Genomic DNA, 23,915 nt, shown 5'->3' on the forward strand with positions numbered 1-23,915 from the left:
TTTATTTAAAAAGGTTTGTGCTTTTTTAATCAAATGTTTGTTTAAATTTTGGGGCAGTCTATTTCTCCATGTAGCACTTAAAATACTACACGTCCTTCCCTACAAACTTCTCTTTACTTCTTCAGCTAATTTTCTCGTACTTTCATACGCAGATTCAGCTAAACTAATTGCTGAAATAACTGAAACACCGTCCGCACCCGCTTCTATAACTGCCGCTGTATTTTCAATTGTAATCCCACCAATACCAACGATTGGCACTGTAATTCCTTGTTCTCTAAAATAAGCTAATCCTTTCGTTCCTTGAACCGCTTTCGTATCTTTTTTCGTACTCGTTGGGAAAATAGGTCCAACGCCTAAATAATCTGCTCCATTTTCGATTGCAAAGCGTGCTTCTTCAATTGTATGTGTAGATACACCGATAATTTTATCTCCCATTTTTTCACGAACAGATGTAATTCCTTCATCATCTTGTCCTACATGAACACCATCTGCATCTAATTCAATGGCTAATTCTACATCATCATTTACAATGAAAGGAACACTATATTCCTTACAAAGCGTCTGCAATTCTTTTGCAAAGCGCACTCTATCTTCTCCGATTAAAGAACCTTCCTCCTTCTCGCGAAACTGAAAAATTGTCACTCCACCATCTAACGCTTCTTTCAATACAGCTAAAGGATCCCTCGTGCAGTTATTACTTCCCATAATAAAATACACTTGCAATAGCTTAGACATTTTATCTATTTCAATGCGTGCCATTTCTTTCACTCCCTCTTACTCTAACTCCTCAATCTTTCCATACTTCTCAATATCACCAGAAGTAGTATTCGCTAACTGATTTAAAAATTCAATTTGGAAACTACCAGGTCCCTTTTCCACGGTCTTAGCAGCTGCCAGTTCCGAAGCTACACCATAAAACGTTAATGCTGCTACTGCTGCTTTTACATAATCTTTTTCCACTGCTACAAATGCTCCTATTACAGAAGTTAGTAAACAACCTGTTCCCGTAACTTTCGTTAAAATAGGGTGACCATTTCGAATAACAATAGTTCTCTCTCCATCTGTAACAACATCTTCTTTTCCAGTAATGACCGCAACTGTATTTAGTTCATCTGCTGCCTGCCTTGCAATACTTACAACATTTCCATTTCCAGTACCAGCGTCTACCCCTTTAATTTCCCATTTCTCATTAATAACATTTGCTATTTCAGCTGCATTTCCGCGGATAATTGCTAACTCAATTTCAGCCGGAATATGTCTCGCAACTTCTGTTCGATACGAAGTTGCTCCTGCACCAACTGGATCAAATAGTACTGGCACATTGTTCGCATTTGCTGATTTACCCGCGAGTAACATCGCTTCTACTTCTTCAGGACGAAGTGTCCCCATATTTAATACTAACGCTCCAGCAATGCTAGCCATTTCTGCTACTTCTTCTTTCGCATACGCCATTACAGGCGATGCCCCAAGTGCCAACAAACCGTTAGCAGTAAAATTTGTTACAACAACATTTGTAATATTATGAACAAGCGGATTAGATTCTCTCACCAAATCCACTACTTTACTAATTTCTTTCATATTCATCCTTTTCATCTCCTAACTATAATGATGGGAGATACACAAAAAGACACTTTGCGCGTACGCAAAGTGCCTGAATATGTGCTTTTACACTCTCCCTACGCTGGCATTATCCAACAGGTTCAAATGGTCAATGACGGACTAGTAGCCATACTCTCAGTTTGTATCCACAAACTCCCATGTGTTTCTTATTCATCTACTTCAAAGTCTACTCTTATTCTAGTAAAATAACAAGTTCTTTACTTTTCTATTTGATATAGAGGCAACTGATAAAGTGAAACTTTAATCAGTTGGGATTTTGTTAACTCCATTAAAAACAGCTGAAATATGGAGCGAAACTGAATCTCAAGAAGATGTATGCTATATTTAACTTATGGAAATTTGAAAGGATGTTTTTAATATGTCAAAAAGCGTTGTAATCGCTGAAAAACCTTCCGTTGCACGAGATATTGCTCGTGTACTGAAGTGTGATAAAAAAGGAAACGGCTATCTTGAGGGTAGTAAATATATTGTAACTTGGGCTTTAGGTCATCTCGTTACATTAGCAGATCCAGAAAGTTATGATGTGAAATATAAAAAGTGGAATTTAGAAGATTTACCGATGCTACCTGAGCGTTTGAAATTAACGGTTATTAAACAAACTGGTAAACAATTTAATGCTGTAAAAAGTCAGCTACTTAGAAAAGATGTAAATGAAATTATTGTAGCAACAGACGCTGGACGTGAAGGGGAATTAGTCGCACGCTGGATTATCGATAAAGTTAAGCTAAATAAACCAATCAAACGTTTATGGATTTCTTCTGTAACCGATAAAGCAATTAAAGATGGTTTTGCAAATTTAAAACCAGGTAAAGCCTATGACAATTTATACGCTTCAGCAGTTGCGCGTTCAGAAGCTGACTGGTATATCGGTCTTAATGCAACTCGTGCTTTAACGACTCGCTTTAATGCCCAGTTAAATTGCGGCCGTGTACAAACCCCTACTGTTGCTATGATTGCTAGTCGTGAGGATGAAATAAAGAACTTCCAAGCACAAACTTACTACGGCATCGAAGCTCAAACAATGGAGAAGCTCAAACTTACTTGGCAAGATGCAAATGGCAATAGCCGTAGTTTTAATAAAGAAAAAATCGATGGTATTGTAAAAAGTTTAGATAAACCAAATGCTACTGTTGTGGAAATTGATAAGAAACAGAAGAAGTCATTCTCTCCTGGTCTTTACGATTTAACTGAATTGCAACGTGATGCAAATAAAAAGTTCGGTTACTCTGCTAAAGAAACATTAAATATTATGCAAAAATTGTATGAACAGCATAAAGTGCTAACGTACCCTCGTACAGATTCACGCTACATTTCATCTGATATCGTTGGAACACTTCCAGAACGTCTAAAAGCATGTGGTGTTGGAGAATACCGTCCCTTCGCACATAAAGTATTACAAAAGCCTATCAAACCTAACAAATCATTTGTTGATGATAGTAAAGTAAGCGATCATCATGCGATTATTCCAACAGAAGGATACGTTAACTTCTCAGCATTCACAGATAAAGAACGCAAAATTTATGATTTAGTTGTAAAACGTTTCTTAGCTGTGTTATTCCCGGCATTCGAATATGAGCAACTAACGTTACGCACAAAGGTTGGCAATGAAACGTTCATTGCGCGCGGAAAAACAATTCTACATGCCGGTTGGAAAGAAGTATATGAAAATCGCTTTGAAGATGATGATGTAACTGATGACGTAAAAGAGCAACTCCTACCTCACATTGAGAAAGGCGATACATTAGCTGTAAAGTTAATTATGCAAACATCAGGTCAAACAAAAGCACCTGCACGATTTAACGAAGCGACTTTACTTTCAGCAATGGAGAATCCTACAAAATATATGGATACGCAAAATAAACAACTTGCTGATACGTTAAAATCGACTGGTGGATTAGGTACTGTAGCGACACGTGCAGACATTATCGACAAGCTATTCAATTCATTCTTAATTGAAAAACGTGGTAAAGATATTCACATTACTTCAAAAGGTCGCCAGTTACTTGATTTAGTACCAGAAGAATTAAAATCTCCTACACTAACTGGTGAATGGGAACAAAAACTTGAGGCTATCGCAAAAGGTAAATTGAAAAAAGAAGTATTCATTTCTGAAATGAAGAACTATACGAAAGAAATCGTTTCTGAAATTAAATCGAGTGATAAAAAATATAAACATGACAACATTTCAACGAAGTCTTGTCCAGACTGCGGTAAACCAATGCTAGAAGTAAACAGCAAAAAGGGAAAAATGCTCGTATGCCAAGATCGTGAATGTGGTCATCGTAAAAATGTATCTCGTACAACAAACGCTCGCTGTCCGCAATGTAAGAAGAAACTAGAATTACGTGGTGAGGGTGCAGGCCAAATTTTCGCATGTAAATGTGGCTATCGTGAGAAATTATCAACATTCCAAGAACGACGTAAAAAAGAATCTGGAAACAAAGCCGATAAACGCGATGTTCAAAAATATATGAAACAACAGAACAAAGAAGAAGAACCATTAAATAACCCATTCGCAGAAGCATTAAAAAAATTAAAATTTGATTAAACAAAAAGGTTCCTACCTCTATCGGTAGGAACCTTTTATTTTAGTGAATGATTTTACTTCCTTTTGCATTCTCAACAAATTTTTCACTTGATTTGTTAATTGGTGTTTTCAGTAATAACGCAGCAACAATCATAACTACTACGAAAGCACTTAACACAAGTAAATCTCGCGTTACGATATCCCAAAGCATTCCGCCAACTGTTTCACGAATTGCGCTAATTGCGTATGTGAATGGTAAGAACGGATAAATCGCTTGGAAGAACGCTGGTGTCATTTGGATTGGGAATGTTCCGCCCGATCCTGCTACTTGTAGTACAAGTAAAATGATCGCCATCGATTTCCCAACGTTTCCGAAAATAGAAACGAGTGAGTATACGATACAAACGAAGACTCCTCCAATAAATAAACTAAATAACACAAACCAGAACTTATCGACTACGTACGTACCGAGTAAGAATATATCTCCCATCGATACGATAAACGCTTGTGAAAGACCTATCGTTAAGAATGTTAATAAACGTCCGAAGTAAATTTCATGGCTCTTATAATTCGCGCCCTCTTCGTGTACTTCTACCGTTAATAATGAAACCATTAATAATGCGCCTACCCATAATGCAAGCACTGTATAGAATGGTGACATCGCTGAACCGTAATTCGGCATCGCAAATAATTTATTTTCTTTTAAATTTACTGGATTCGCAAAGTAATCGCTTTGCTTTTCAACATCATTTTTCAATAAACGTATGATGTCTTTTAAATCCTCTTCAGATTCAAAATCACGAATTTTATCTGCTAATTCTTTAATCTTTTTCTCAGTCTCCGGCATTTCAGCTTTAATATCTGCTAATTTCTTTTTCCCGTCTACTAAGCCTTTTGATGAATCTTCTAGTAATTTTTTAACATCTGGAAGCTTTTTGTCTGCATCATTTAAAATTTGAGTTGTATTTTTCGACATCTCTTTTGTACGAGCAATTGCTGTATTGAAATTAGGTACAATTTCTGAATCATACGTCGATAATACATCTGTTAATTGAGCTGATCCGCCCTTCGCAGCGTTGTTAATACTTTCAATTACATCTTTTGTAGGTTTCTGGCCATTGTTAAGAAGTGTAATCCCCTTATTCGTTGCATCTACACCTTTTTGCAGACTACTTTTCGCTTTGTTTAATTTTGCGATTCCATTATTAAGGTTTTTATCACTATTTACATCCGCTAAAACCTTATTTGTACTTTCTAGAACTGGAATCATATCATCAATTAAACCGATTCCAGATTGGAATTGACCATTTAAGCTATTTAAAGCTACTTTCGTTGAATCTAAACCGTTAATACCTCTATTTTGTACATCTTCTTTTGCTTTCTGTAAATCTGCTTTTGCACCCTCAATACCATTTTTTACTTTATCGTAATCTGCTTTTGCATTATCATATACTGCATTTGCATCAACTTTAGCTTGATCGACTGTGCTAACTGCTTTTTTATAATCTGCTACAAACGTTTCATTATAATCTTTTTCAGCTTGATCAATTAATCCATTTGCTGCATCTAATTTTTGATTCGCTACATCTGTTACATCTTTCTTTACTTCTTGTCCTTTGCCAATAACATTTACAATATCTTTAATACCGTTATTTGCATTTTCCATACCTTTTTTAACATTAGTTAAGTGATCCACTCGCCCTTTGAAAAAGCTTTGACCAAAATCAGTAGTCGCCGATTTTTGAAGTTCAGTAAAGAAATTAATAAGATATGAAATACCATCTGTACCAGTTTGTAATCGTTCTGATACCGCATTTAAATCTCTCTTTGCTTGTTCTGGATCAAACTGACCATTTTGCAATCCATTTAAAACACTTTTCCCATAAGCTGTTCCTGCACGTGATGAACTTAAAACATTATTTACTGTTTGATTAATATTTTGCGCTATACTCTTATAACCATCACTATTCAACTTAGAAAGATCTGGTCTCGCTGGGAATTCAGGTAATCCATTCATTCCAGACAAGTCAGGAATATTTAGTTCTACACCTGGATTCATTAAAAAGTCAGTAAATGCAGCTGCACTATCCATAACGCCTTTTGCTGCTACTAAATCATTTCTTATCGTCCCTGGAGCATTTTTTAATGTTTGATCTTGTCTTGCAAAGAACTTATCTAAATTCGCCAATGCTTCCTGCCCATCATTTATGACACTCTCTACAACAGGTAAATCTTTTTGCGCCACTTTCACAATATCCTCTGCTCGAGTCGCATCATCTAACGCCTTATCCATCAATGTATTCATTTCTGGGAACTGCGCTTCTAACTTAAAGACAAGATCTTTTACTTTCTCGATACTTGGTAAGTTTGTTTCTAAATCGATTCCAAGGTCATTGAAGATTTTAAAAATCTCACCGTTCGCTGTTTTAACGAAGTTTTTACTAATTTCTTCCGTAATACCTGATGCACCTTTTGCTGTAATTTTCGGTGCAATCGCATTTACCTTTTCATTTACATAGTAATCAAGTTCTGGTTTCTGTGGATTTTCATCCAGAACAGTTGCAATTTTTTCAGAGAAGTCTTTTGGGATTGTAATGCTTGCATAGTAATCCCCGCGTTCAACTCCGTAAATTGCCTGCTTTTCGTCTACAAACTTCCAACCAAGATTTTTGTTTTTCTTAAGGGAGTCTACAATCTCTTTCCCGATATTAATATCTTTCCCTCTTAAATTAGAACCTGCATCTTGGTTAGAAACTGCAATGGGAACCTCTTTTGTATTTCCATACGGATCCCAAGAAGCTTTAATGTTAAACCACGCATATAACGATGGTAAAATCATTAATCCTAAAACAATAACAATTGCAGCCCAATGTTTGGCTACATTCCGTAAATCTGTCTTATAAATACGCCAAATCTGTTTCATAGAAGTTATCACCTAATTATATATTTTTCCTTCTTTAGAAAATGATACATACATTTTGCAATTATATCACTTTCTACATCGTGTATTAACCAAAAACGTACTATTTTTTCCCATTAACTTTCACTTACTTCATTATATAACGAAGTGAGTCAAAGTATGAATACAAAATGACCAAATCGGTTTTACATTCAATAATAACAAATATATATGAAATGTCATAAAAAATACAAGTATTTTCTCTTGGAAATACTTGTATTCCTAAAAAAAATCCTCACAGCTTTTATTCTCTGTGAGGATTTCTTCTATTATATATCCAATTGAACCTCTACACCGAAATGATCTGAAATTACATTTCTGTTTGTACCATTAAAAATAACTTTTGAAGAATGAACTTTTTTAATTTGGTTACACAATATTAGATCGATTCGCAAATTATGTTTATTTTCATCCCAACCAGCAATCTCACCTTGGACAGTCGTTCCTTCATCCTTCTCTATTGCTAATTCATATGTGTCATACAACCCTTTTTGCATCATATACTCATAACCTTCGCCTTTCAATCGAGCATTGTTATTAAAATCCCCCATTAAGAAGGCGAGCTTATTGCTATCTACACGCTCCATCAAACGATCGACTTGACCTTTGAATGACTCTTCTTCATCATTCCACCAACCGAGATGACAAGAGTAAAACGTTATATCCTTACCATTATAAGCAATTGTTGCACTTACAATTTTACGCGTTTTCCAATACGTTGTATCCTCGTTTTCTGAAATGAAGAACGTATCTTCTTTTATAATATTATGCTTCGTTATAATCGCTAATCCTTCTTCGTACACGTCATAACCAATATGAGAGAAATCCCAAGTAATATTGTAATCTTTTACATGTAGCGCTTTTAACTCTTCTAATAGTAAAAGTCCAAAATTATCTTTTTTCTTGTTACCGCATACATTTTCAGCTTGTATGGACTGACTTACTTCTTGCAATGCGATGACATCGTACTCTTCTTCTTGAATTACTTTAGCAAGGTATTGTATCTTTTCTATTTGATTCTCTTCTTGCCAAGAATGACAGTTTAAAGTTAGCAATTTCATATTATTACGCACCTAACATATCTTGAATGTCTGACTTTAATACGTCAGCTTTCGGACCATATACCGCTTGTACACCTTTATCTTTTACAATAAGCCCTAAAGCACCATTTTGTTTCCACTGTGCTTCTGGTGCAACAACATCTAAATCTTTTACTGTTACACGTAAGCGTGTCATACAAGCATCTACGTCAGCAATATTTTCTTTTCCACCTAATAAATCGATAACTTTTGTTGCTAATGAACCGTCTTGTACATTTCCTGTTCCTTCTGATGCCTCATCTTCATTATCAATATAGTTACCTGCACGCCCTGGTGTTGGTAAATTGAATTTTTTAATTAAGAAATTAAATAGTGTAAAGTTAAGACCGAAGAACACTAATGAAACAATAACAAAGTTGATTAAGTCTCTTGTTAAACCTGCGTTAACCATCATTGGCGTACGAGTAATTAACTCAATAAATCCAAATGCATGAACACGTAAGTTAATTAAATCAGCTAGCGCGAATGCAAGTCCTGTTGTAATAGCATATACAACATATAATACTGGAGCAATAAACATGAACATGAATTCAATTGGTTCTGTTACACCTGTTAAGAATACTGCTAATGCTGCTGATAAAAACATTGGTTTATATTTTGCACGCTTTTCTTTATCAACGTTACGGAACATCGCAAATGCAATCCCCATTAACGCTGCTGTTGAGCCGATAACTTGTCCAGCTTTGAAACGAGCTGGTACAACGTTATTTAATAAATCGTTATATGCCTTCGTATCTCCATTTGCTAATAAATTATTTAAATCTGTAATCCATGCAAGCCATAATGGATCTTGTCCTGCTACAACTTGTCCAACTTTTGAACCAGTTAGCATCGTATATGTTCCGCCTAGCTCTGTATAGTTCATCGGAATCGTTAACATATGGTGTAAACCAAATGGTAATAATAAACGCTCTAACGTTCCATATACAAACGGTGCAACAACTGGTGCACTATCTTTTGAAGCTGCAATCCAGCGACCAAATTCATTTAACCCACTTTGGATGAATGGCCATAGAAGTGATAATACAATCGCAGTAACTGTAGACCAAAGAATTACAACGAATGGTACAAATCGTTTTCCATTAAAGAATGCTAATGCCTGTGGCAGTTTATTATAGTTATAATATTTGTTATATAAAGTAGCTCCTAAGAAACCTGTGATGATCCCTACGAACACTCCCATGTTTAATGCAGGTGCACCAAGTACAGAAGTAAAGTAATCTTTTACAATTAAATCTCCCGCTATTACTGAAGAAACTTTCGCTTTTGAATCCGCTAACATTTCAGCGTTTACCCCAAATATAGCTCCTGTAATTCGGTTTGTCAAGACGAATGCTAATAGCGCTGCAAATGCACCACCCGCGCGATCTTTCGCCCAAGATCCCCCAATTGCTACTGCGAATAAGATGTGTAGATTTGTAATGATTGCCCAACCGATGTCTTCCATTACGCGAGCGATTGTATGAACTGCGTTAACATCCCCAGCAGACATACCAATTAACTTACCGATGGAAATCATTAAACCAGCTGCTGGCATTACGGCTACAACAACTAATAACGCTTTCCCGAACTTTTGCCAAAAATCAAAAGACGTAATTTTCATCTGTTCTTCCTCCCCTTTATTTATAAAAACATAATGATTTAAATTATAATTTCTGTTCCCTTCATGAAAACGATTCCTTATGTTACTTTATTTTTATCTTTACGCAACCGTTTTCATAAATCTATTTTAATAAAAGCGTTTTCACTTTGCAATAGAAATTTATTTTTTTCATAAAAAAAGATGCTCAAAGAGCATCCTTTTTTATTATGAAATGCGATAAACCCTTGTTTCATAAGGTTTTAAAGCAATTGTTGTTACTTCTTCATGTTCCGCAACTTCATAGTTATTTAAAAGCAAACGTTTGCGTTCTAGTGCAAATGAACCCTCATTATACACAGCTTCCTCTTTTGAGATATTACTAATTACAATGACTTTTTCATCCTGTAACGTACGTGTATATGCATAAATTTGTGGATCGTCTTCTAAAAGTAAATCGTACGTGCCATAGTTCAGTACATCGTGCTCTTTTTTCAGGGCAATCATTTTCTTATAGAAATTGAAAATAGACTTTTCTTCATTTTTTTGCTTCTCAACATTAATTTCTTTGTAATTTGGATTCATGCTAAACCAAGGTGTACTTGTTGTGAAACCAGCATTCATCTCATCATTCCACTGCATAGGTGTACGTGAATTATCGCGGCAAGAAGCCCATATAATCTCCATCATATCTTGATGTGGTACGCCCTCTGCAATTTTCTCGCGATATAAATTTTTAATTGCTACATCATCGTAATCTTCAATATTTGGTAACTGAACATTTGTCATACCAATTTCTTGGCCTTGATAAATAAAAGGTGTACCGTGCATAAAGAAATACATCGCCCCTAGAGCTGTTGCACTTTCACGCCAATATTGTTTATCATCTCCCCATGTTGAAACGATACGTGGTTTATCGTGATTCTCAATATATAAAGCGTTCCATCCTTTATTTTCTAATCCTTTTTGCCATTTCGTTAATACTTTTTTCAATCCTACAACATCAAGGTCTTTCTTCTTCTCTGCATCCCATAAACTTAAATGTTCAAATTGGAATACCATATTGAACTTACCTTGCTCTTCTCCAACCCAAAGCTCAGCATCTTCAATCTTAACACCATTTGCTTCACCAACAGTCATAATATCGTACTTAGAGAATGTATTTTCTTTTAGCTCTTCTAATAAAGGTTGAATACCTTTCACATTCATATGTTTATCAAAAGATGGCACATATTTTAACCCTTTTGGATTTGGCATATCCTTGAGGCCTTCTTCTTTTTTAATATGACTGATCGCATCAACGCGGAAACCATCAATACCTTTATCAAGCCACCAATTAACCGTATCATATAGTACTTCGCGAACTTCTTTATTCTCCCAGTTCAAATCTGGTTGTTTACGTGAGAATAGATGTAAATAATATTGTTCTGTTTCTTCATCATATTCCCATGCCGAACCATTAAAAATACTTTCCCAGTTGTTTGGTTCCGCACCATCTTTACCATCATGCCAAATATACCAATCACGCTTCGGATTATCTTTAGATGAACGTGATTCAATAAACCATGGATGTTCATCACTCGTATGATTAATAACTAAATCAATAATAAGCTTCATATCACGCTTATGAACTTCATCTAGTAAAGTATCAAAGTCTGCCATTGTACCAAACTCATCCATAATATCTTGATAATCACTAATATCATAACCATTATCATCATTAGGTGACTTATACATTGGACAAATCCAAATTACATCTATACCTAAATCTTTTAAATAATCCAGTTTTGCAATAATACCTTGTAAATCTCCAATACCATCACCATTTGAATCCATAAAGCTTCGTGGATAAATTTGATAAGCAACTGCTTCTTTCCACCATGTCTTATTCATAGTCCTTCTCTCCTTTTGCATCCCATCGGAATTTTATGCAAACGTTTTCGTAACACTATCATAACAAAATATGAACAGTTTGCAACTGTTTTCATTGAACTCTATGTAGATTCTTTATTCTTATGCTTTATTTATTTCTCACAAAGGTAAATCTCATTCTTCACCTCTCCTTGTCCACGCGTATTACAGACATTTTTCATATATTAATAAAAAACTCTGATTATTTTAGAAAGGAGTAATAAATTGAAGCAAACAAAATTAACAGGTCGTATCGTTGTTCCCACAGATCCTGACTACGACGTAGCCCGAATGAATTTAAATTTAAGTATTCCAAAACTCCCTTGTATTATTGTTTTTTGTCAAAATAACAAGGATGTCTGTAACGCCTTAAAATGGGCACGTGAACGTCATATACCATTTCGGTTAAGAAGTGGACGTCATAGCTATGAAAATTTTTCTCTTTTAAATAAAGGACTTATTATTGATGTGAGTGAAATGCATCGCATTACTGTTAATACAGAGAAATTAACAGCAACAATTGAGGCTGGTGCAAATCTTGGCACTGTTTATAAAGAACTTTGGAATTACGGTGTTACAATTCCTGCTGGTACAAGTGCAAGCGTTGGAATTGTTGGATTAGCACTTGGTGGTGGTATTGGTATGCTTTCGCGCTTATATGGATTAACATGTGATCAATTAATGGAAGTGGAAATGGTACAAGCATGTGGAAAATTTGGTGCAAAACTCATTCGTGCAAATGAACAAGAGAACTCTAACCTTTTTTGGGCATGCCGTGGTGGTGGCGGTGGAAACTTCGGAATTGTCACTTCCTTAACTTTTCGAGTCCACCCGATAAAAAATGTATCAATTTTCTCAATTACATGGGAATGGGAAGACTTTATTGCTGCATTTCAAGCGTGGCAAAACTGGGCACCTTATATAGATGAACGTCTCACTTCATCGATCGAATTATTCGCCAAGCAACGAAATAAAATCGAAGCACAAGGCGAGTTTATCGGTTCTCCCTCTGAACTCCATTCCCTATTATCCCCTCTTCTTGAAACTGGTAGCCCCTCTCTCTTTATAGAAGAAGTTCCTTATATAAAGGCTGTTGAATTTTTTAATGGAGGTAACATCCCTGAAAATTTCAAGCGCTCTGGTTCCTATATCTATAAACCTATTCCCCTTAAAGGCATTCAAATCATGCAATCCTTTCTTTCTCATGCACCAAATAAAGATGCTAGTATTTGGCATCAATCGCTCATAGGTGCTGTTGAAAATATTTCGCCGAATGAAACGGCTTATTTTCATCGTAAAGCAATTATTGCTCAAGAATACATTACCTCTTGGAAATGCGATGATGAAGAAAATCGAAATATACGCTGGGTTAAAGGTTTACGAGAAAGCTTAGATCCTTATACACTAGGTGACTATGTGAACTGGCCCGATATCGACATTAAAAATTGGCAAACTAGTTATTATGGCTCTAACTTTCACAGATTACGTAAAGTAAAAACCATGTATGATCCTTGTGATGTTTTTCATTTCCAACAAAGTATTCCTCCTTTTCATACATGAAAAAAGGGGATAACATAAAAAAATCATCCAATATACCGTTACCTCGCAGTATGTTGGATGATTCAAGTTGATTTTCTATATCGTTTCAAATTCTTGCTCCTACTCATAAACTTTTACTTACAGATTAATTGTATTTCGTATCATTTTCATGCAATGAATGTAATTTAATATTTGGTACTTTATCTTTTTCCATACCTCTATTATAAGAAACAGGAACTTGAAATTCGAATTGCTTTGTCTCATGTTTTTGTAAATAGACTGGTTTCGGTACTGGATAGCTTTTTGAATTCTCGTTTGCATTATCATATAAAACAACTTTTAATGCTTGTGAATGATTACGATAATTTTTTAAAGTAACAATGCACTTCGGTTGGATATTATCTCCATTTTTCTCCATACTACACTGGCTATCTTCTTTTTTATATTCTATTGCTTCTACCCCTGTTTTTCCTGCGTAGTACCATGTTTTATTCAATGTTTGGATGATGTTATTTAAAATAAACGGCATCATTACAATCAAAATACTAATGCCTACTACTTTTATCTTATTCATTTTTCTAAATGTACTAGACTCCTTTTTTCCTAGCCATTTTAAAAATAATATAAATGCAATTACATGTAGTATGAAAGAAACAATCAATATATTTGAGACTTTATAATCCATATAAACATACGTATGTATCGGAACCTTATAGACATTGAATAGTTTTTCCCCAATTAATTCATTATCATTTGGAATTTTTAATAATAACAAAACCCCTATACTGTAAAAAATAGCTACTAATCGATCATACTCAATACGAATCATTCTTTCTCCCCTTCACTTTGTTTTTTATTATCGATTTTAGCTATTATTAACATACTATACAATCTTTTTATAGAGGATAACGTAAAAAAGTTCCTTATAAATATATAAAGAACCTTATTAATATACATTATGAATTTAAAAATCAATATACAATTTTCACATAGAGATTTCTTCAAAATATGTTGGATTGTGTATTGTAATTTTTTTATCTAAAATTGTAACAATGCTATCATTTTTTAATTGTTTTAATACGCTGCTAACTGTCTCTCGAGATGTTCCAGATATTTTGGATATTTCAATTGTTGTAAGTGGACATGAAATTACAATCTTTTCCCCACTCTGTTCTCCTAAATCCTGCATTAAATAATTTAACGTTTGGATAACACGATCTTGTGCATTAGGAATTGTAATATTTTGCACTCGATTTTCATTCAATTTTAATATAGATGATAATTGCTGAACAACGTACATCAATTGCGTTCTGCTGGATTTTACCATATCTTCAAAGATTACCGTTGGAATATAATATACCTCCACATCCGTCATTGCTTCTGCTGTATAGTTATATCCTCTGTCTGTAAACATACCACCATAAGGAAAAATAGAATACCGCTTTACATAGTCATCGTATAATAAGTTCCCATTTTGATTAACCCGCTCTAACTTTACAAAACCATCTAACATGAAGTAAATTCTTTCCCTTGAATCCCCTTCTAAAAATAAAAATTGACCTTTTTTATAAGTTCGCCAATAAACAAACTCTGTTAAGCCTTTCAATTTTTTTTCTGTTAAATGAGCAAATAATTCGAACTGCTTTAAGTCTTTCACTACGTTCCGTCTATTCATAAAATTCCCTCTCTCTTGCTGTATGTTGGAGCGAAAAATCAAGAAAGCGTATTCAATTTGAATTTTATCATAATTAACTTGTATATTCAGATTTCATCATGAAAACTTTATGAACAATGAGTACAAAAAATATTAATAAATAAAAAGAATGAAGTTATTAACCTCATTCTTTTTTTACTACTAAGTAGCGTACATAATAATTTAAACATACATGCATACATTCTGTTTTGAAATAATAGTACCGGCTTTTTCTTCTAGTGCTTCATATACTTTTTCTAAAGACGTAATAATCGTTTTTCTTTTTGGATTTGTATTAACAAAATTAATAGCAGCTTCGATTTTTGGAAGCATGCTTCCCGCAGCAAATTGTTGTTCTTCAATATATTCTTCTAATTGATTCACTGTGACATGCTCTAATTTTTTTTGATTCGGTTGATTATAATTTACATACACATAATCAACTGCAGTTAAAATAACGAGCGTATCGGCATCTACTAATTCTGCTAATTTCTGCGCAGCGAAATCTTTATCGATAACCGCTTCAGTTCCTTTTAACCCTTCTTCAGAATCAATTACTGGAATTCCACCTCCGCCCACAGCTATCACTATGTTTCCATCTTCGACCAAAGAATTAATCACTTTATGTTCATGAATACTTACAGGCTTCGGTGATGGAACAACACGTCTCCATCCTCTACCAGCATCTTCTTTAAACACTGCTTTTGTTTCATCCATTAATTTTCTGGCCTCTTCTTCTGTATAAAAAGGACCAATTGGTTTAGTTGGATTTTTAAATGCCTCATCTTTTTTATCCACAACAACACGTGTTATAACCGTTGCTACATCTTTGTTTATATTCCGTTTTTTCAATGCCTTTTCAATTGCATTTTCCATCCAATATCCAATCATCCCTTGGCTCATTGCCCCACAAGTATCTAATGGCATTGCAGGTGTCTTTTCCGTTTCTGCAGCTTTTTGCTGTAATAAAATATTCCCCACTTGTGGGCCATTTCCATGCGCAATTACTATATCCACATCATTTTCCATTATTTTCACAAGTTGTTCTGCCGTTTTTTCCAACGCTTCTTGCTGCGCTCCCGCAGTAGCTTCTCCAGACTGTATCGCATTTCCCCCTAGTGCAACTACAATTTTTCTTCGTGCCATATTCCAGCCCTCCAGTTGATTTCGCTTTCACAGCGCTTTATAAAGTAATACTGCCTGTAATTAATCCATAAATCGCAAAGAATGCTAAAGCACCAATTGCTACGGATGATGCTAATTCCACTCGAGTAAATATTTGCTTCGAACTCTTTTGCTTTTGAACATTGTAAAAAATAAAAATACCTGGCGCATATAAAGTCATTGTTAATAATAAATACTCTAAACCGGCTGCATAAACTAACCACACGCCATAAATACTTGCGATCAAGCCAATTATTATATTTTTATTTCGATCTGCTTCTTCAGACTTTAAGCTATGCTTCAGTTGATAAAATGCTGAAAAAGCATATGGGATTAAAATAGCTGAAGATGCTAAAGAGAATGCAAAGTTATACGCCTGATCAGAAACGACGAATGTTAACAAGAATATTTGTATTAAACCATTTGTTATCCATAATGAATTTACTGGAGCCTTATTTTTATTTTCTTTTGCGAACCATTTTGGAAATACTCCATCTTTAGCCGCTAAATATGGAATTTCAGAAGCGAGCAAAGTCCAACCTAACCAAGCACCTAATACAGAGATGACTAAACCTAAATTAATAAAGATAGCACCCCATTTTCCAACAACACTTTCAAACAAATAAGCCATAGCCGGATTTTTCAAACCTGCAATGTCTGCTTGCTGCATAAGTCCAAGAGACAATAATGTGATTAAAATGTAAATGATGAGTGTACCAATTAAGCCAATAACGGTTGCTTTCCCTACATCACTTCTATTTTTTGCTCGACTGGATAAAACAACAGCCCCTTCTACCCCAATAAATACCCATAAAGTTACAAGCATTGTACTTTTAACTTGGCTGCCAACTGCTCCCCATGAAAAAGAACCAGTTTGCCCCCAAAATCCATCTAAGAACGTATCAATATGAAACGCAAAGATTCCTATGACAATAAATACAAATACAGGTACTAATTTTGCGATTGTAGTTACTAAATTCACAAGGGCTGCTGATTGAACTCCACGTAAAATTAACATGTGAACACACCATAATAATACGCTTGCACCAATAATGGATTCTACATTTTGACCGCCTTCAAAGATCGGGAAGAAATATCCTAATGAAGAAAACAATAATGTACCGTAAGCTACATTCCCAAGCCAAGCAGATAGCCAGTATCCCCACGCACTATTAAACCCCATAAAATTACCAAACCCTGCTTTTGCATAGCTAAAAATACCACCATCTAAATCTGGCCGTTTTACAGTTAGATTTTGAAAAGATAATCCGAGTGCAATCATCCCAATTCCTGTTATAACCCAGCCAATAATAATGGCTCCAGCACCAGCACCTTTTGCCATATCACTCGCTAAATTAAAGGCTCCACCGCCAATCATAGACCCAACTACAAGAGCCGTTAGTGTAAACAACCCTAATTTCTTATCTTCACCCATTCCACTCACCTCTCTTTAATTGCAATAACAATACAAAAGCAATAGTGAATGATAGTGTCTAAAGGAGGAGAAAGAAGAAAGGAAGACTCCCTTTCTTCTTTACTCCATGTTTCCTAAAGTAGCTGCCATAACCGCTTTAATTGTATGCATTCTATTTTCAGCTTGATCAAATACTTTTGAATGTTTACTGCGGAATACTTCGTCAGTTACCTCCATTTCTTTCAACCCATATTTCTCGTAAACTTCTTCGCCATACATCGTTTCAACATCATGAAATGCAGGTAAACAATGTAAGAAAATCACGTTTTCATTCCCTGTTTCTTTAATCATTTTCATATTTACTTGATAAGGTCTCAATAACTCGACACGTTCAGCAAATTTTTCTTCTTCCCCCATAGACACCCATACATCTGTATAAATTACATCTGCATTCGCAACAGCTTCTTCCACATTACTTGTTATCATTACTTGTTCATTATATTTTTTTGCTAAATCAATTACTTCTTGTGCAGGCCATAAAGATTCTGGTGTGCAAATACGTACATCCATTCCAACGATTGCTCCACCAACTAGTAAGCTATTAGCAACATTATTTCGTCCATCGCCAACGTAAACGAGCTTCACATTTTTCAACTTCCCTACATGTTCTCTAATTGTTAATAAATCTGCTAGTGTTTGTGTTGGATGCCACATGTCTGTTAATCCATTCCAAACTGGCACACCAGAATTTTGTGCTAAAGATTCTACAGTCTCATGATTAAATCCACGAAACTCAATTCCGTCAAACATACGCCCTAACACTTTTGCTGTATCCTCTACAGATTCTTTTTTCCCAAGTTGAATATCACCTTTCCCTAAATATTCAGGATTTGCCCCTAAATCTGTACATGCTACTGTAAATGCACAACGCGTACGAGTAGAAGTTTTTTCAAATAAGAGCGCTACATTTTTACCTTCTAAATAATGATGCGGGATACCATTTTTCTTTTTCTCTTTTAATTCTGCTGCCAAATCTAGAAAATATAACAATTCTTCTTGTGTAAAATCTTTTTCTGCTAGAAAGCTTCTTCCTTTTAAATTTGGTCTAGTCATTAACATAATTCATCCCTACTTTCTCCGTTATTTATACTAAATATCTTTACGAACAATTGGCATACTCATGCAACGTGGACCCCCACGACCACGAGATAATTCCGAACTTAGCACCTCAATCACTTCTATACCGTGTTCACGTAATAACGTATTAGATACATAGTTACGATCATATGTAACAACTACACCTGGCGCAATTGCTAATGTGTTCGAGCCATCATTCCATTGTTCACGAGCAGAAGCAATTACATCTCCTCCTCCACATGGAATAAGAACTAATTCACTTAAGCCTAATACCTCTTTTAATGCTTCCATTAAAGAAGTACGATGTGTAATTTTAAGAGTTTCCTCATCTGATCCTTTTTCTAAAATATAAATATTCATATTCCCTTTTGGCCCTTGAATGGCTGGGTGAATTGTAAACTTGTCATAATCAACCATTGTAAATACTGTATCTAAATGCATAAATGCTCGACATTTTGGAATTTCTATTGCTAACACTTTCTTAATTTTATTTTGTCGGCTAAAAAGATTTTTAGCTAAACGTTCAATTGCTTTAGCTGAAGTACGAGCAGATACTCCAATCGCAATTGTTTCTTCATTTAAAATTAGCTCGTCGCCACCTTCAATTGGAAATTTATAATCACGATCTAACCAGATTGGTACATTATGTTTTGCAAATCTTGGATGATATTTAATGATGTACTCCATGAATAATGATTCACGTCTACGCGCTGGTTCTCTCATCTTATTTATCGTTAAGCCATCGCCCACGCTAGCTGCTGGGTCACGAGTAAAATATAAATTAGGCATTGGATCTAAGTAAAACGGATAGTGATCTTCCATTAATTCATATAAATGTGTCTTCTTACTTGTTTCAATTTCGTTTTTCCGTACACCGCCCATAATTTTTTGAATTAATTCTTCATTTGAAAAGGAAAGTAAATATTCTTTTAAAGTTTGATGTGCAACATTTACGTCGGCCTGTCCTTCTTTTAAAATACGATCAACAAATTCTTCTCGAAGTTTTTTATCTACTAACGCCTCAGCGGCTAGTTTTTCTAAATAAAGAACTTCAACACCCCGATTGCGTAACGTTTGTGCAAAATAATCATGCTCTTTTTGAATAATTGGTAAGTATGGAATATCGTCAAATAATAATTGCTGCAAATAATCTGGCGTCAAGTTTTCCACTTCTTTACCCGGTCGTTTTAATAAAACCGTTTGTAATTCCCCAATTTCTGAAGTAACATGTATCGGATGTTTCATTTGTTGTACCTCCTTTTAAATATGTTTGATGTCTTACAAGTACATAATAAATGCTCTGTACTTTCATCTTTGTGAAAGCATCCACATTATCATTGTGAAATATTAAACAAGTTATTTTTTTAAAATCATACGAATATGTATTTTTATAACAAACTATCTTGCTTTCTCAATAAAAAATACATATATTACGCATATATGTTGAATATTTAACTTCCGTATTTAAACAAAAATCCTGTTTTTAATTTTATTAAAAACAGGATTTTTGCATCTAAATAATTAAATTTAATCTTTCTTCTATAATCTCCCTATCTGATTTCGATTGTGAAATTATAAGGCATGTATCATTTCCACATATACATCCTATTTTTTCTTTCCAATCTAACTCATCAAATAAAACACCAATAACATGTGCATTACCAGGTAATGTTTTAATAACCATTAATTGATCTACACAATCAATTTTTACAACAACTTCTCGTAATTTTTTCTTTAACTTTATATCAGTTTGTAAATGCTCTTCTGAGAAAACTTTATATATCATTAATCCTTCTTGAGAAGGTACCTTCGTTAAGTTTAACTCACGAATATCGCGAGAAACCGTAGCTTGTGTTACTAATACATCTTTTTTTGCTAACAATTCTACTAATCTTTCTTGCTTATCTATTTCATACTCCTTTACAAATTGTTTAATTAACCGTTGTCTTTTTTCTTTTTTCATAAAAGACACCCCTTTTAATATTATAGCTCGCTATAATTTTCATCCGAAAGGGACAGAAAAGAATGTTGCGGAAACGTTCATAGTTTAACTGTAAATATTAAATCAAGCTAAATAAAAAAGAGAAGAACAATATTCTGTTCTTCCTTTTACATTGAAAATCGTTCAATTGTTTGTTTCAAATCAGTTGCTTGCTTCTCTAAATCCTTTAATAATTGATCGATTACTATCATATTTTTAGATTGTTGTAGCGTCACACGTGCTACTTCTTGCGAACCAGCTGACGTTTCTTCAGCAATTGCTGCTACAGCTTTTGTTTGCGCTCCTGTTTGATGAATGTGGCTCACTTGTTCATTCATATAACTACTAATTTGCTGAGTTGCATCGGCTACTTCCATAACACTTGATGACATTTCTTTTAAAATTAATTCCGTAGCTTCCCCACGTTTCGCCTCTTCTTTAGCTATTTTCACTTGTTCTGTCATTTTCATTGCAACTTGTTGTACTTCATCTTGCATATTCCGTAATAACTGCGATATGTTTCTTGCAGAATGATCACTTTCATCAGCAAGTTTACGTACTTCTTCCGCAACAACCGCAAAGCCTCTTCCATGCTCTCCTGCGCGAGCTGCCTCAATAGAAGCATTTAGTGCTAATAAATTCGTTTGGCTAGCAATCGCACTCACAACAGACACAATATGTTCTACTTGTTTCATTCGTTCTTCTAACTTCTGTACATTTTGCATTGAATCTTCATTTTCTTTTGCCAATGTTTGAATACCTTGAATTAAAGACGTAAAGACACGAGTACTATGCCCTAAAGCTTCAACCATTTCTGAAGACAATGTATCAGACTGCTTCGCTTTTTCTTCTACTTCACTTGCAATAGAAGTCGTTGTATCAACAGCAGAAACAATTGCTTGAATTGATGCCGCTGATTGCTCAGCGCCTGAAGAAATCTCTGCAAGTGTCTCAGATACACCTTGCGCTTGTCTCGTTGCTTCGCCTGTTTGTTTTCTAATCTGCTGTACTTGATTATTTGTATACGAAAATGTTGTATCAATATTTTTTACCATGCCCCTTAAGTTTCCTAACATCATATTAAATGCAACACTTAAAGATTTAATTTCATCATCTGTCTTCGGTAATGGAACATCTTCACGAATATCACCCTCAGCTGCTTTTCTTGCCGCTTCCTCTAACTTGCGAAGCGGTTTAATTAAAAATACGGCTGCTCCATATGCTAAAATTCCAGACCATACTACCCCTAATAACATAACGATAATATTATATACAGTTTGACTTACATAACTTTGAAAATAATCGTATATCACGTAAATAAAAAATATACTTGTTGAATATGTAATGAAAGCTAAAACTGTAGTGAATAGCATAAGTTGTGTACGTAATCCAAAAGAAAATGTTTTTCTTTCTTTTTCCATCTTCCCTTTCCCCCTTTTTATAAGCAATATAAATACTACCTATATATTATTATCCATATTTTCATTATAGAAGGATATAGAGATTTTAAAAATCATTATTTCTTTGAATATCAAATTGCACGAAAAAAATAAAGGATTCTGACAATTTATGACTAATAACAGAAATACAGGGCAACATTTGTAAAATATATTTTTAACTGGGGGTTTTGTATGATTCAAGTTCGAAATCTAGTAAAATCATTCGGTTCACTTGATGTGTTAAAAGGAATTGATTTAGAAGTAAAAGAAAAAGAAGTTGTTGTTTTAATTGGTGCCAGTGGTTCTGGTAAAAGTACATTACTTCGCTGTCTTAACTTTTTAGAAATGTACGATGAAGGCGAAATTCACTTACAAGGTGAGCGAATTGATCCAAAGCATTCAAATTTAAATAAAGTCCGTGAAAATGTCGGTATGGTTTTTCAGCACTTTAACCTCTTTCCTCATATGACCTCACTAGAAAACATCATAGAAGCACCTATTCACGTAAAAAAATTAGAGAAAGCAAATGCAAAGGATATTGGAACTCAACTTCTCCAAAAAGTCGGCCTTCAAGATAAAGCGGATGTAACTCCTCATCTTCTTTCAGGTGGTCAAAAACAGCGCATTGCCATTGCACGAGCTCTTGCAATGAGCCCTAAGATTATGCTGTTTGATGAGCCTACCTCAGCTTTAGACCCTGAACTTGTTGGAGAAGTATTGCAAGTTATGAAAGAACTTGCTGAAGAAGGGATGACAATGGTTATTGTTACTCATGAAATGAATTTCGCAAAAGATGTAGCTGATCGCGTCATCTTTATGGATGATGGAAAGATTGTAGAAGATGCTCCGCCAGCACAATTCTTTTCAGCTCCATCACATGAACGGGCAAAACAATTTTTACGCAACGTTTTATAATGTAACTTTTGTTTCAAACGAAAAGGAATACATTCATACGGTGCACAACTAATCATCCAAATAAAATATTTCAATAACATACTAAAAAACCATCCGTATGATCAATATATAGGAGGGGTTTTATGAAAAGAAAACTATTAACCATTGTTGCGAGCATTACACTATGTACATCCTTCATACTAGGAGCTTGTAGCAAAGAAAGCTCTACTACTTCATCAAATAGTGAAAAAGAATTTCGCTATGCGATGAGTGGATTATACAAACCTTTTAACTATAAAGAAAATGACGGCAAACTTGTCGGCTTTGATGTAGAAATCGGTGAAGCTCTTGCTAAAAAGATGAACATGAAGGCTACGCCCGTTACAAACCCATGGGAAACGCTGATTCAAGGTCTTCAAGCGAAGAAATATGATGTAATACTGGGTAGTATGGCAATTACAGAGGAGCGCTTAAAAGCTGTTAGTTTCTCAAATCCGTACTATCGCTCTGGCGCCCAAATTTTTGTAGCTAAAAAGAATAACGCTATCTCTTCTCCAGAAAATTTAAAAGGTAAGAAAATTGGTGTTGTAAAAGCTAGTACCTTTAAAAATCTTGTTGCAAAATATACAGATCAAATCACAGAATATGACAGCGATATTACTGCTCTTATGGATTTAGAGCCTGGGCGTGTTGACGCAGTAATTACGGATCAAATGGTTGGTCTACGTATGATAAAAGAAGGAAAATCGAATATAAAAGAAGCCGGAAAACCATTAAATCTTGATGAAATGGGAATTGCTATTCGCAAAGATGATAAAGAAATGGTTGAGAAAGTAAATAAAGCGTTAGATGAAATCATTAAAGATGGTACGTATGAAAAGATCAGTAAAAAATGGTTCGGGCGTAATATTCTCGGTGAAGAGGAAAAAACGAAGTAAGTTAGCCATTCAAAAGATTC

Annotated in this window: 17 protein-coding genes, 2 pseudogenes and 1 riboswitch; of the genes and pseudogenes, 4 read left to right on the top strand and 15 right to left on the bottom strand. The window is 34.7% G+C overall.

The window, feature by feature from the left end:
- Window positions 1-99: 99 nt before the first annotated feature.
- Together thiE and thiM are read right to left on the bottom strand one after the other, a co-directional pair.
- Window positions 100-759 carry a thiamine phosphate synthase gene (thiE, locus tag ACTFSL_RS16855; RefSeq protein WP_440042089.1) on the bottom strand — a complete coding sequence of 220 codons (660 nt, stop codon included), beginning with the start codon at window positions 757-759 and terminating at the stop codon, window positions 100-102.
- A 15-nt stretch (window positions 760-774) separates the two neighbouring features.
- Window positions 775-1,584 carry a hydroxyethylthiazole kinase gene (gene thiM, locus ACTFSL_RS16860; protein ID WP_016121778.1) on the bottom strand — a complete coding sequence of 270 codons (810 nt, stop codon included), beginning with the start codon at window positions 1,582-1,584 and terminating at the stop codon, window positions 775-777.
- Window positions 1,585-1,656: 72 nt separating this feature from the next.
- A riboswitch (TPP riboswitch) is annotated at window positions 1,657-1,769 on the bottom strand.
- A gap of 209 nt (window positions 1,770-1,978) precedes the next feature.
- Here thiM and topB point away from each other — a divergent pair.
- Entirely contained in the window at window positions 1,979-4,168 is a 2,190-nt protein-coding gene (gene topB / locus ACTFSL_RS16865) for a DNA topoisomerase III (protein ID WP_440042090.1), read from the top strand.
- A gap of 40 nt (window positions 4,169-4,208) precedes the next feature.
- Here topB and ACTFSL_RS16870 read toward each other — a convergent pair whose 3' ends face one another.
- The 4 genes from ACTFSL_RS16870 to ACTFSL_RS16885 form a co-directional block, all read right to left on the bottom strand.
- Complete coding sequence (locus ACTFSL_RS16870; RefSeq protein ID WP_440042091.1) at window positions 4,209-7,070, bottom strand: YhgE/Pip family protein; 2,862 nt, start codon at window positions 7,068-7,070, stop codon at window positions 4,209-4,211.
- Window positions 7,071-7,375: 305 nt separating this feature from the next.
- A complete protein-coding gene (locus ACTFSL_RS16875) occupies window positions 7,376-8,167 on the bottom strand; it encodes an endonuclease/exonuclease/phosphatase family protein (RefSeq protein ID WP_440042092.1) in 792 nt (263 codons plus the stop codon).
- A 4-nt stretch (window positions 8,168-8,171) separates the two neighbouring features.
- Window positions 8,172-9,809, bottom strand: a complete 1,638-nt coding sequence (locus tag ACTFSL_RS16880; RefSeq protein WP_000705560.1) for a PTS transporter subunit IIBC — start codon at window positions 9,807-9,809, stop codon at window positions 8,172-8,174.
- Window positions 9,810-10,013: 204 nt separating this feature from the next.
- The gene (locus ACTFSL_RS16885) at window positions 10,014-11,678 is read right to left on the bottom strand and encodes a glycoside hydrolase family 13 protein (RefSeq protein WP_440042093.1); all 1,665 of its coding nucleotides are present in this window, start codon (window positions 11,676-11,678) and stop codon (window positions 10,014-10,016) included.
- Window positions 11,679-11,921: 243 nt separating this feature from the next.
- Between ACTFSL_RS16885 and ACTFSL_RS16890 the strand changes: the two genes are divergently transcribed.
- Entirely contained in the window at window positions 11,922-13,256 is a 1,335-nt protein-coding gene (locus ACTFSL_RS16890; protein ID WP_440042095.1) for an FAD-dependent oxidoreductase, read from the top strand.
- Between the two features lie 124 nt (window positions 13,257-13,380).
- Here the strand turns inward: ACTFSL_RS16890 and ACTFSL_RS16895 are convergent, their stop codons facing one another.
- From ACTFSL_RS16895 to ACTFSL_RS16935, 9 genes and pseudogenes are all read right to left on the bottom strand, one after another.
- On the bottom strand, window positions 13,381-14,064 hold the full coding sequence (locus ACTFSL_RS16895) for an ABC transporter permease (protein ID WP_119682890.1): 684 nt from the start codon (window positions 14,062-14,064) through the stop codon (window positions 13,381-13,383).
- Between the two features lie 156 nt (window positions 14,065-14,220).
- Window positions 14,221-14,910: a Crp/Fnr family transcriptional regulator gene (locus tag ACTFSL_RS16900; RefSeq protein ID WP_001081906.1), complete on the bottom strand. Its 690-nt coding sequence runs from the start codon at window positions 14,908-14,910 to the stop codon at window positions 14,221-14,223.
- A 201-nt stretch (window positions 14,911-15,111) separates the two neighbouring features.
- On the bottom strand, window positions 15,112-16,074 hold the full coding sequence (arcC, locus tag ACTFSL_RS16905; protein WP_000113951.1) for a carbamate kinase: 963 nt from the start codon (window positions 16,072-16,074) through the stop codon (window positions 15,112-15,114).
- A 37-nt stretch (window positions 16,075-16,111) separates the two neighbouring features.
- The gene (arcD, locus tag ACTFSL_RS16910) at window positions 16,112-17,527 is read right to left on the bottom strand and encodes an arginine-ornithine antiporter (protein ID WP_000503412.1); all 1,416 of its coding nucleotides are present in this window, start codon (window positions 17,525-17,527) and stop codon (window positions 16,112-16,114) included.
- Between the two features lie 99 nt (window positions 17,528-17,626).
- Window positions 17,627-18,625 carry an ornithine carbamoyltransferase gene (gene argF / locus ACTFSL_RS16915; RefSeq protein WP_098447104.1) on the bottom strand — a complete coding sequence of 333 codons (999 nt, stop codon included), beginning with the start codon at window positions 18,623-18,625 and terminating at the stop codon, window positions 17,627-17,629.
- Between the two features lie 30 nt (window positions 18,626-18,655).
- On the bottom strand, window positions 18,656-19,888 hold the full coding sequence (gene arcA / locus ACTFSL_RS16920; RefSeq protein ID WP_000682331.1) for an arginine deiminase: 1,233 nt from the start codon (window positions 19,886-19,888) through the stop codon (window positions 18,656-18,658).
- 268 nt (window positions 19,889-20,156) lie between these two features.
- Window positions 20,157-20,606, bottom strand: a complete 450-nt coding sequence (gene argR, locus ACTFSL_RS16925; RefSeq protein ID WP_000711826.1) for an arginine repressor — start codon at window positions 20,604-20,606, stop codon at window positions 20,157-20,159.
- Between the two features lie 146 nt (window positions 20,607-20,752).
- Window positions 20,753-21,325 (bottom strand): annotated as a pseudogene (locus tag ACTFSL_RS16930) (methyl-accepting chemotaxis protein); the annotation flags it as partial.
- A gap of 369 nt (window positions 21,326-21,694) precedes the next feature.
- Window positions 21,695-22,045 (bottom strand): annotated as a pseudogene (locus tag ACTFSL_RS16935) (HAMP domain-containing protein); the annotation flags it as partial.
- A 210-nt stretch (window positions 22,046-22,255) separates the two neighbouring features.
- On the opposite strand from ACTFSL_RS16935, the gene ACTFSL_RS16940 reads away from it, so the two are divergent.
- Together ACTFSL_RS16940 and ACTFSL_RS16945 are read left to right on the top strand one after the other, a co-directional pair.
- On the top strand, window positions 22,256-22,978 hold the full coding sequence (locus ACTFSL_RS16940; protein ID WP_000616923.1) for an amino acid ABC transporter ATP-binding protein: 723 nt from the start codon (window positions 22,256-22,258) through the stop codon (window positions 22,976-22,978).
- Between the two features lie 122 nt (window positions 22,979-23,100).
- Complete coding sequence (locus tag ACTFSL_RS16945) at window positions 23,101-23,895, top strand: ABC transporter substrate-binding protein (protein ID WP_440042098.1); 795 nt, start codon at window positions 23,101-23,103, stop codon at window positions 23,893-23,895.
- Window positions 23,896-23,915 lie beyond the last annotated feature (20 nt).

The sequence above is a fragment of the Bacillus cereus group sp. MYBK108-1 genome (assembly GCF_051917185.1).
Lineage (GTDB): Bacteria > Bacillota > Bacilli > Bacillales > Bacillaceae_G > Bacillus_A > Bacillus_A cereus.

What these genes read in the sequence shown, in the direction of transcription:
- thiE (WP_440042089.1), bottom strand. Translation starts at nt 759, where the DNA reads ATGGCACGCATTGAAATAGATAAAATGTCTAAGCTATTGCAAGTGTAT.
- thiM (WP_016121778.1), bottom strand. Translation starts at nt 1,584, where the DNA reads ATGAATATGAAAGAAATTAGTAAAGTAGTGGATTTGGTGAGAGAATCT.
- topB (WP_440042090.1), top strand. Translation starts at nt 1,979, where the DNA reads ATGTCAAAAAGCGTTGTAATCGCTGAAAAACCTTCCGTTGCACGAGAT.
- ACTFSL_RS16870 (WP_440042091.1), bottom strand. Translation starts at nt 7,070, where the DNA reads ATGAAACAGATTTGGCGTATTTATAAGACAGATTTACGGAATGTAGCC.
- ACTFSL_RS16875 (WP_440042092.1), bottom strand. Translation starts at nt 8,167, where the DNA reads ATGAAATTGCTAACTTTAAACTGTCATTCTTGGCAAGAAGAGAATCAA.
- ACTFSL_RS16880 (WP_000705560.1), bottom strand. Translation starts at nt 9,809, where the DNA reads ATGAAAATTACGTCTTTTGATTTTTGGCAAAAGTTCGGGAAAGCGTTA.
- ACTFSL_RS16885 (WP_440042093.1), bottom strand. Translation starts at nt 11,678, where the DNA reads ATGAATAAGACATGGTGGAAAGAAGCAGTTGCTTATCAAATTTATCCA.
- ACTFSL_RS16895 (WP_119682890.1), bottom strand. Translation starts at nt 14,064, where the DNA reads ATGATTCGTATTGAGTATGATCGATTAGTAGCTATTTTTTACAGTATA.
- ACTFSL_RS16900 (WP_001081906.1), bottom strand. Translation starts at nt 14,910, where the DNA reads ATGAATAGACGGAACGTAGTGAAAGACTTAAAGCAGTTCGAATTATTT.
- arcC (WP_000113951.1), bottom strand. Translation starts at nt 16,074, where the DNA reads ATGGCACGAAGAAAAATTGTAGTTGCACTAGGGGGAAATGCGATACAG.
- arcD (WP_000503412.1), bottom strand. Translation starts at nt 17,527, where the DNA reads ATGGGTGAAGATAAGAAATTAGGGTTGTTTACACTAACGGCTCTTGTA.
- argF (WP_098447104.1), bottom strand. Translation starts at nt 18,625, where the DNA reads ATGTTAATGACTAGACCAAATTTAAAAGGAAGAAGCTTTCTAGCAGAA.
- arcA (WP_000682331.1), bottom strand. Translation starts at nt 19,888, where the DNA reads ATGAAACATCCGATACATGTTACTTCAGAAATTGGGGAATTACAAACG.
- argR (WP_000711826.1), bottom strand. Translation starts at nt 20,606, where the DNA reads ATGAAAAAAGAAAAAAGACAACGGTTAATTAAACAATTTGTAAAGGAG.
- ACTFSL_RS16940 (WP_000616923.1), top strand. Translation starts at nt 22,256, where the DNA reads ATGATTCAAGTTCGAAATCTAGTAAAATCATTCGGTTCACTTGATGTG.
- ACTFSL_RS16945 (WP_440042098.1), top strand. Translation starts at nt 23,101, where the DNA reads ATGAAAAGAAAACTATTAACCATTGTTGCGAGCATTACACTATGTACA.